This is a genomic window from Sandarakinorhabdus sp. (assembly GCF_041689835.1).
GTDB lineage: Bacteria > Pseudomonadota > Alphaproteobacteria > Sphingomonadales > Sphingomonadaceae > Sandarakinorhabdus.
The window spans coordinates 1-8565 of the sequence record NZ_JBDNFM010000061.1 but is presented as its reverse complement, the minus strand read 5'-3'; the positions used below and the strand labels follow the sequence as shown (position 1 = coordinate 8565).

Below are 8565 nucleotides of genomic sequence, written 5' to 3'. Positions count from 1 at the left end.
TGCTCGTGATAACGCGCGTTGAGCACGACATGCTCCACGGCTTCCGTCTTGAGGAATTGGGACAGCAGCTCGCTTTTTTCGATGGAAACCGTACCAACCAGAACCGGCTGGCCGCGCGACTGCGCCTCGCGGACGGATTTCACGATCGCCTTGAACTTGTCGTCGGCATTCTTGTAAAATTCGTCGTCCACGTCCTTGCGCAGCACGTCGACGTTGGTGGGGATTTCCACCACGTTCAGCTTGTAGATGTCGAAGAATTCCGCCGCTTCGGTGGCGGCTGTGCCGGTCATGCCGCCAAGCTTGGGATACATGCGGAAATAATTCTGGAAGGTGATGCTGGCCAGCGTCTGGTTTTCCGGCATGATCTGCACGCCTTCCTTGGCCTCCACCGCCTGGTGCAAGCCTTCGGACCAGCGGCGACCATCCATCATGCGGCCGGTGAATTCATCGATGATGATCACCTTGCCGTCGCGCACGATATAATCGGTGTCGCTGCGGAAGATCATGATGGCGCGCAGCGCCTGGTTCAGGTGGTGAACCACCTGGGTATTTTCGAAATCATACAGATTCTCGCCCTCCAGCAGCCCGGCGGCAGACAGCATGCGCTCCACCTTCTCGGTGCCGGCTTCGGTCAGGATCACCGATTTCTGCTTCTCGTCGATCTCGACGTCCTCGCGCGCCAGTTCCTTCACCACGGCGTTGACCTGGGTATACAGCACCGATTTGTCGTCGGTGGGGCCGGAGATGATCAGCGGTGTGCGGGCCTCATCGACCAGAACGCTATCGACTTCATCGACAACGGCGAAGCTGAATGGCCGTTGCACCATCTGCTCGCGGGTGTATTTCATGTTGTCGCGCAAGTAATCGAAACCAAATTCGTTGTTGGTGCCGTAGGTGATGTCGCTGGCATACGCCGCGCGCCGGGTCTGATCGTCCAGATTGGGCACGATCACACCAACGCTCAGCCCCAAAAACCGGTACACTTGCCCCATCCACTGCGCATCGCGGCTGGCGAGATAATCGTTCACCGTCACCACGTGCACGCCCTTGCCGGTGAGGGCATTGAGATACACGGCCAGCGTCGCCACCAGCGTCTTGCCTTCGCCGGTGCGCATTTCGGCGATCTCGCCCCGGTGCAGCACGATGCCGCCCACCAGCTGCACATCATAATGGCGCTGGCCCAGCGTGCGCCTGGCGGCTTCGCGCACAGTGGCAAAGGCTTCGGGCAGAATATCGTCCAGCGGCTTGCCAGCTTGCAGCTCGGCCTTCAGCTTGGGCGTCTGCGCTTGCAACTGCTCATCGGTCAGCGCCGAAATCGACGCTTCCAGATCATTGACGCGCTTGATCAGCGGCCGCAGCGATTTCAGATAGCGGTCGTTGGACGACCCGAAAATCGCCTTTGCGACCTTGTTCAACCCGAGCATGAAATTCCTGACCTCACAGTAGGCGCGGGGCAGGCCGGCCCATCACACCTGTGGCATGGTGGGCGATGTAGGGTCACTCTTCCGCTTCGTCAATGAAGCCGCAGCGGCGGCAGCCTTGCGGCCCTGTCCACGTCCTCGGCCCCGGCGCAGGCCGAAATCGACGGCGCGGCGCACGCGCGGGCTGTGCCGGGTGTAAAACAGATATCGCCGCCGCGCCCAACGCGAATTGCGGAACACCAGCGCCACCCCGAACCCAAAGATGACAATGCCGATCGGCGCCGGCGATATCACCCCCACGATGCCAGCCACAGGCAACAACAGGCAGCCCAGAACAATCTGGAACACCCGGAAGGGTTCGGAGCGAACCAACAGGTCAAGGAAGCCAAAGCGATTCACGATGCCACCCCCGTTACGGCCCGCCTGTGGCAATCATAAGGCGAGCCACAGACGAGATTTGCACCAGAGAGCAGAAGATTCTACCCATGATGCAGGGTCGGCAAATACCTATACGCAGGAGTTGGTTGATGGTGGCCCATGTCGGCACGGTGGCGTTTTTGGGGCTCGAAGCCCGCACTGTCGATGTGCAGGTGCAAATCTCTGCCGGGCCCGTCACGTTTGTGACCGTTGGCCTGCCCGACAAGGCGGTGAAGGAAAGCCGCGAACGCGTCGCTGCCGCCCTGCACGCCATCGGGCTGTCGTTGCCGCCGCGCCGGGTGGTGGTCAATCTGTCGCCCGCCGATCTGCCCAAGGAAGGCTCGCATTATGATCTGCCCATCGCGCTGGGTTTGCTCAGTGCGATGGGCGTGATCCCGCAGGATGCGCTGGATGAATTTGTCGCCGTGGGCGAACTTGGCCTCGATGGCGCGATTCAGACGGTGCCGGGCGTGCTGCTGGCTGCGATTCATGCCGGCGCCCACGAACTGGGGCTGATCTGCCCGGCGGCGCAAGGCCCCGAAGCCGCCTGGGCCGGCGAAGTGAATGTGCTGGCCGCGCCCGATTTGCTGGCGCTGATCAACCACCTCAAAGGCCAGATCATTCTGCCCGCGCCGGTGCGCGCCCAAGCCGAACAACCGCGCCGCGGGCCGGATTTTGCCAGCATCAAGGGCCAGGAAACGCCCAAGCGCGTCGCCGAAATCGCAGCGGCCGGCGGCCATAATCTGCTCATGAGCGGGCCTCCGGGTTCCGGAAAATCGCTGATCGCCGCCGCACTGGCCGGCATCCTGCCCGATCTCACCCCGGCCGAAGCCCTGGAAGTATCGATGGTCGCCTCGATCGCCGGGGAACTGGAAGGCGGCAAACTGAAACGCACGCGGCCGTTCCGCTCGCCGCACCACAGCGCGTCGATGGCGGCGCTGGTGGGCGGCGGTTCCAAAGCGCGGCCCGGCGAAGTGTCCCTCGCCCATCTCGGCGTGCTGTTCCTCGATGAATTGCCCGAATATCAGCGCGGTGTGCTCGATTCGCTACGCCAACCGCTGGAAACCGGCCAGGTGCAGGTGGCGCGGGCCGCCGCGCACGTCACCTATCCGGCGCGCGTGCAATTGGTGGCAGCGATGAACCCGTGCCGCTGCGGGTATCTGTCGGATCCTGCACTCGCCTGCGCCCGCGCGCCGCGCTGCGCCGCCGATTACCAATCCAAACTGTCCGGGCCATTGCTGGACCGTATCGATCTGCATGTCGAAGTGATGGCGCTGTCGGCCGCCGATCTGTCACTGCCGCCGCCCGCCGAAAGCAGCGCGCAGGTGGCCGCGCGCGTCGCCGCCGCCCGCGCCCGCCAGACGGAACGCTATCGCGGCACCGGCGTGCGAACCAACGCCGAAGCCGACGGCGAAACGCTCACCGCCCATTGCACGCCGGATGCCGAAGGTCAGCGCCTGCTCACCCAGGCTGCCGAAACGCTGCGGCTGTCGGCGCGCGGCTACACCCGTGTGCTGCGCGTGTCCCGCACCATCGCCGATCTCGCCGGCAGCGAGGGCGTCGCGCGCATCCACATCGCCGAGGCGCTGAGCTACCGCCGGCGCCCGCCAGTGAATTGAAAGCGTGAATTGAAGGCGTCAATTGAAGGCGCCTACTCGGCAGGCTTCGCTGCCGCGACGTCGGTGGTGTCCCACTTGGCAATCACCGCCGTCGCCACCGCATTGCCGATCACGTTGGTGGCGCTGCGGCCCATATCCAGGAAATGGTCCACCGCCAGGATCAGCAGCAAGCCGGCTTCGGGAATGTTGAAATAGGGCAGCGTCGCGGCGATGACCACCAGCGACGCGCGCGGCACCCCGGCGATGCCTTTCGATGTGATCATCAACAGCCCCAGCATCGCAATTTCCTGCCCCAGCGACAGATCGATGCCGTATGCCTGGGCGATGAAGATGCTGGCAAAGGCGCAATACATCATCGAGCCATCAAGATTGAAGCTGTAGCCCAGCGGCAGCACGAACGCGGCGATGCGCGGCGGCACGCCAAACCGCTCCAGCGCATCGAGCAGCTTGGGATAGGCGGCTTCGGATGACGCGGTGGCAAAGGTGATCAGAAACGGCTCACGGATGGTCGGGATCAGCCGCTTGATTTCGCCAAAACCCAGCACATACGCGCCGGCCCCCAGCAAAAACGCCCACAACCCCGCCAGCGCCAGATAAAACCCGCCGACAAATTTGCCGAACGTCCACAAGATGCCCAGGCCTTCGACAGCGATCGACGAGGCAATGGCGGCAAACACCGCAAACGGCGCCACCTTCATCACATAGCCGGTAATCACCAGCATCATGTGCATGATGGCATCAAGCCCCCTGTTGATTGGTTCGGCGCGCGGCCCCATCTGGATCAGCGCCACGCCGGCAAACAGGCTGAACACCACGATTTGCAGCACTTCGTTGGTCGCCATCGCCTCGATGATCGATTTGGGGAAAATATGCCCGATGAACTCTTTCAGGTTGAACGCCTTGGCGGCCACTCCTGAGGCAGCATCTACCGCTGGCAGCGCCAGCCCGACACCAACGCCAGGTGCCAGCAAATTGACCATCAAGATGCCCAGCCCCAGGCTGAACACACTGGCCGCAATGAACCACGCCAGCGTGCGCACGAAGGTGACCCCAACCGCGCCGCCCGATCCCATGTGGGCGATGCCCACCGTGAGCGTGGCCAGCACCAGCGGCGCGATGATCATCTTGATCAGCCGCAAAAACACATCGGTGATGATCGACAGATAACCCGCGATGTCCTTGGCCTGATCCGGCGCCATGGTGGTGTTGATCGCCCAGCCAACGGCAAGCCCGGCAAACAGGCCGATCAGGATCCAGCGGGTAAGCGAATTGGTCGGTTTCATGACTGTCTGATTTCGGGCAGCGCCATGGCGCCGTCAAGCCGCAAAACCGCCGGCGCCGCCCGCAGCTTTGGTCGTGCGCTTCAAAGCATGGCGCCAAGAATCGCGAATCTAAAACCAACCGGCAACAGAGTGCAGATTCACGCAATAAAGAATATTTTAAATAAACAATATTAAACAATGCCTAAATGAATGAATCGTTTAATAATCGGACGATTAATGATAAATACCACGCCTTCGATTAATTCATAAAAATAAGTTTAAATTTCGATGTTCAACCTGTGGAGGCTGGGCCTGGCCAAAAATCAGGCCGGCAGTTTATCAACGATGACGACATTGATGATGCCGGCGTTGATGGCGGCTGCCGGCCTGGCCACCGACACGATACACGCCGCGCCGATGCACCGGATCATGCAGCGCGAGGCCGAAACGGCGGCGCTGGCCGGCGCCGATGCCCTGTCGCAAGGCCGCGCCGTTGTCGAGACGATGCAGGCGCAGCTGGCCGGCCCGGGCAAGCCCGCCCTTGCCAGCACCCCGATCATCGAGCTTGGCCCAAGTTCCGGGCCGTTTGCAGGCGACCCCCTGGTGGTGCGCGTGCGGCTTTCCGCCATGGCCCGCCCACCGTTCGCCAGCCTGTTTTGAGCGGCGGGCGTGCCGATCCGGGTCGAGGCCGCCGCCGGCCTGATCGAGATGCGCGTGGTTGCAGCAATGCGCTGACATGGCCGCAGCCAGACGCGCGGAGCTGCGGAAGACATCGCCCAGACAAAAACAGTCACGGCAAAATGGTTACCGGAGATTCATGATTATTGGCAATGCTGTTTACCATTGCAAGAATCACGGTGTGCAACAGTCATAACAGGCAATCGCCGATTCGGCCCGATGCGCCGTTCATGCCGACAAAAAATTGGTGAACATATCAGCGAAAATGCCGTTCTTGCCTTGTGTGGCAACACAAATCGGCGCAATCACAGGGCAGTTAACCTTATATTGACTCATAATCTGGTATGTTCTTGTAAGTTGACCAGGTGCGTGGCGTAACAACAGGGCATGGATGTAATGAGCGGTTTTTCATTGCGCCGGCTACGTGCAAGCCGGCAAGCTAACATCACAACAATCACGGCGCTGCTGATGCCGGTGCTGATCGGCTCGGCCGGTCTGGCCAGCGACACGATCCAGTGGACGCTGACAAAGCGCATGATGCAGCGCGCGGCCGATTCAGGCGCCATCGCCGGCGCCTATCAACTGAGCCAAACCGCCGGCAACATCGCCAGCGTGCGGCAAGCGGCCCAGGCTGACATCACCCGCAATGGCGGCTTTGTGATGACGATCAACCCAGTGATCAACAGCCCGGCCACATCAGGCAGCTTCCGTGATGCCACGTCGGCCGTGGAGGTGACTTTGGCCACCGATCTGCGGCTGCCGTTTACCGGCCTGATCATGGGCGGCCCGGTGCGAATCAGCGCGCGCGCCGTAGCCGAAGTGGTTGGCAACGGCGATTATTGCGTTCTGGCGCTGGAAAACGGCAATACCCCCGGCATCCCGATCGGCGGCAGCGCCACAGTCAACCTTGGTTGCGGCATGATGAGCAACGCGCCCAGCACCTCCAGCATCACCGCCAGTGGCGCCAGCTCGGTGACGGCCAGCCCGGTGGCTGCGGTGGGCAATGTGCCGCCCGGCAATTATGCGCCCGGCACAATTCGGCAGGAATATGCGCTGCCGCTGCGCGATCCCTATCGCAACCTGCCGACCCCCCCCAATATCGCCACCAGCAACACCAACATCAACATCGGTCCGCAGGGTTCGACCAACTATACGTCGAATTTCAGCACCGGCACGACCTACAGGAATGTCGACGTCAGTGGCCAGGCCACCTTCGGCCCCGGAATTTATTACGTCACCGGCAGGATGCAATTTGGCAGCCAGTCGCGGGTTACGGCAAATGGCGCGGTTTTCATCCTCACCGCCACCAGTGCTGCCAACAATACCACCAATATCGCTACTCTCAGTATGGCCGGCGGCGCCAGTCTCAACATGACGGCGCCCGGCACAGGCACCTATGCCGGCATATTGTTTTACCAGGATCGCCGCGCCAGCACCGTCAGCGCCAACATCATCAATGGCAACAGCAGCAGCGTGTTGCAAGGCGCGCTCTATTTCCCGGCCCAGGAACTGCAGTTCAACGGCACCAGCGGCATGAACACTCGCTGCGTCCAGGTCGTGGCGCGCCGCGTCGATTGGCGCGGCAACGCCAATATCCAGAATGTCTGCCCGGCCAATTCCGGCGCCACGTCGTTCAGCGGCACCCAGATCAAGTTGGTGGCGTGATGGGCAGGCGGTCACTTGCCTTGCTGCGCGCTTGCCGCAGCGGCGCTGCCGGTGCCGAAATGGTGTTGATCGCGCCGGCATTGGCCGCCCTTCTGTTCGTCGGCATGGATGTGGGCCTTGGTTTCTGGGAGAAATTCCAACTGGAACAGGCCGCCCAGCGCGGCATCGAACTGGCGCTGGCGCCCGGCACCATCGGTACCGGCAATTTTACCCACCTCAACGCCGAAGTGCGGACGGCTTACGGCAAACCGGTGCAATCGGTCACGGTCGATAACTGGCTGGAATGCAATGGCGTGCGCCAATCCAACTGGAACAGCTTCTGCCCGGCCGGGCAGATATTTGCCCGGTATGTGTCGGTGCGGATCAGGGCCAATTATGTGCCCAACTATTCCTTTGGCGGCGTGTTGGCGGGGAGCGGCCAGAACGGCGCTTTCCTGCTTACGGGCGATGCTTCGGTGCGGCTGCAATGACGGGCGCCATCCGCCAGATCGCCTGCAATCGCTGCGGCGCCGCCGCAGCCGAATTCGCGCTGGTGCTACCGCTGCTGATGGCATTCGTGTTTGCTTTCATCGGTATCGGCAGCGTGTTCTGGGCCAATGCCGGCCTGCGCCACGGGGTTGGCGAAGGCGCCAGGGTCGCCACCCTGTTTCCGCGCCGCAGCAATGCCGCCATCTCCCTTGCAATCCGCGCCAACAGTTTTGGCTTGGGCAGCGTGATGACCACGCCGAACATCACGCCCGGAACGGCCAACGGCCAGGATTTCGTGGATATCGCCGTGACGGTGAACCCGCAATTCAACCTGTACTTCATCGACGTGCAGCCGATTACCCTTACGGAACGGCGCCGGGTTTACCGCCCCACCTGAACGCTGCCGGCTCAATCAGCGCGGGGATGCGCCGCCGCCCACGCATCCAGCAACTGCGCCGCATCGACCTGGGTATAGATTTGCGTCGACGACAGGCTGGCATGGCCCAGCAATTCCTGCAGCTGCCGCAAATCAGCCCCGCGCGCCAGCAGGTGGGTGGCAAAGCTATGGCGCAGCGCGTGCGGTGTAGCGCTGGCGGGCAGGCCCATCGCCGCCCGCGCCGCCTGCACCGCGCGCCGCACCGTGCCGGGATCAAGGCCGCCACCCTTCACCCCGCGAAACAAGGGCTCACCGGCCACCAGATCGAACGGGCATATTTGGGCATAATCCATGATCGCGGCTTGCACCTGGGGCAGCAGCGGCACGGCCCGCGTCTTGGCGCGCTTGCCGGTGACGGCAATCACCGCCCCCAATGGCAGCGCCGCGCCGGTCAGCGACAGCGCCTCCCCGATGCGCAATCCGGCGCCGTACAGCAGCAGCAGCACCGCCATGTCGCGCGCCGCCAGCCACGGCAGCGCGGCCGCATCGCCCACCACATCCACCAATTGCCGCACATCGGCCGGCGATACCGCGCGCGGCAGGCGGCGCGGCTGTTTGGGGGCTTTCAGCGCGGCGATGGCATCACAGGCCAGCCCTCC

At 62.7% G+C, this 8565-nt stretch carries 8 protein-coding genes and 1 pseudogene; 5 read left to right on the top strand and 4 right to left on the bottom strand.

Annotated elements, in window-relative coordinates:
• Window positions 1-1424: pseudogene (locus tag ACESL8_RS03170) on the bottom strand (preprotein translocase subunit SecA); the annotation flags it as partial.
• 42 nt (window positions 1425-1466) lie between these two features.
• Window positions 1467-1820: a hypothetical protein gene (locus ACESL8_RS03165; RefSeq protein ID WP_372915878.1), complete on the bottom strand. Its 354-nt coding sequence runs from the start codon at window positions 1818-1820 to the stop codon at window positions 1467-1469.
• A gap of 128 nt (window positions 1821-1948) precedes the next feature.
• On the opposite strand from ACESL8_RS03165, the gene ACESL8_RS03160 reads away from it, so the two are divergent.
• Window positions 1949-3457, top strand: a complete 1509-nt coding sequence (locus ACESL8_RS03160; RefSeq protein WP_372915876.1) for a YifB family Mg chelatase-like AAA ATPase — start codon at window positions 1949-1951, stop codon at window positions 3455-3457.
• Window positions 3458-3489: 32 nt separating this feature from the next.
• Here ACESL8_RS03160 and ACESL8_RS03155 read toward each other — a convergent pair whose 3' ends face one another.
• Window positions 3490-4740 (bottom strand): dicarboxylate/amino acid:cation symporter, encoded by a 1251-nt coding sequence (locus ACESL8_RS03155; RefSeq protein ID WP_372915874.1) that lies wholly within the window; start codon window positions 4738-4740, stop codon window positions 3490-3492.
• Window positions 4741-5007: 267 nt separating this feature from the next.
• Between ACESL8_RS03155 and ACESL8_RS03150 the strand changes: the two genes are divergently transcribed.
• The 4 genes from ACESL8_RS03150 (at window position 5008) to ACESL8_RS03135 (ending at window position 7927) form a co-directional block, all read left to right on the top strand.
• A complete protein-coding gene (locus ACESL8_RS03150) occupies window positions 5008-5379 on the top strand; it encodes a hypothetical protein (RefSeq protein WP_372915872.1) in 372 nt (123 codons plus the stop codon).
• Between the two features lie 414 nt (window positions 5380-5793).
• On the top strand, window positions 5794-7062 hold the full coding sequence (locus tag ACESL8_RS03145) for a pilus assembly protein TadG-related protein (protein WP_372915870.1): 1269 nt from the start codon (window positions 5794-5796) through the stop codon (window positions 7060-7062).
• The gene (locus ACESL8_RS03140; RefSeq protein ID WP_372915868.1) at window positions 7062-7532 is read left to right on the top strand and encodes a TadE/TadG family type IV pilus assembly protein; all 471 of its coding nucleotides are present in this window, start codon (window positions 7062-7064) and stop codon (window positions 7530-7532) included. Before ACESL8_RS03145 ends, ACESL8_RS03140 begins: the two co-directional genes overlap by 1 nt.
• On the top strand, window positions 7529-7927 hold the full coding sequence (locus tag ACESL8_RS03135; RefSeq protein ID WP_372915866.1) for a TadE/TadG family type IV pilus assembly protein: 399 nt from the start codon (window positions 7529-7531) through the stop codon (window positions 7925-7927). Before ACESL8_RS03140 ends, ACESL8_RS03135 begins: the two co-directional genes overlap by 4 nt.
• Window positions 7928-7938: 11 nt before the next feature.
• Here ACESL8_RS03135 and ACESL8_RS03130 read toward each other — a convergent pair.
• A partial coding sequence (locus tag ACESL8_RS03130) for a tyrosine-type recombinase/integrase (protein WP_372915864.1) occupies window positions 7939-8565 on the bottom strand: 627 nt, incomplete at its 5' end.

Excerpts from the sequence above, each read along its gene's own strand:
- ACESL8_RS03155 (WP_372915874.1), bottom strand. The coding sequence starts at position 4,740 with ATGAAACCGACCAATTCGCTTACCCGCTGGATCCTGATCGGCCTGTTT.
- ACESL8_RS03160 (WP_372915876.1), top strand. The coding sequence starts at position 1,949 with ATGGTGGCCCATGTCGGCACGGTGGCGTTTTTGGGGCTCGAAGCCCGC.
- ACESL8_RS03150 (WP_372915872.1), top strand. The coding sequence starts at position 5,008 with ATGTTCAACCTGTGGAGGCTGGGCCTGGCCAAAAATCAGGCCGGCAGT.
- ACESL8_RS03135 (WP_372915866.1), top strand. The coding sequence starts at position 7,529 with ATGACGGGCGCCATCCGCCAGATCGCCTGCAATCGCTGCGGCGCCGCC.
- ACESL8_RS03145 (WP_372915870.1), top strand. The coding sequence starts at position 5,794 with ATGAGCGGTTTTTCATTGCGCCGGCTACGTGCAAGCCGGCAAGCTAAC.
- ACESL8_RS03140 (WP_372915868.1), top strand. The coding sequence starts at position 7,062 with ATGGGCAGGCGGTCACTTGCCTTGCTGCGCGCTTGCCGCAGCGGCGCT.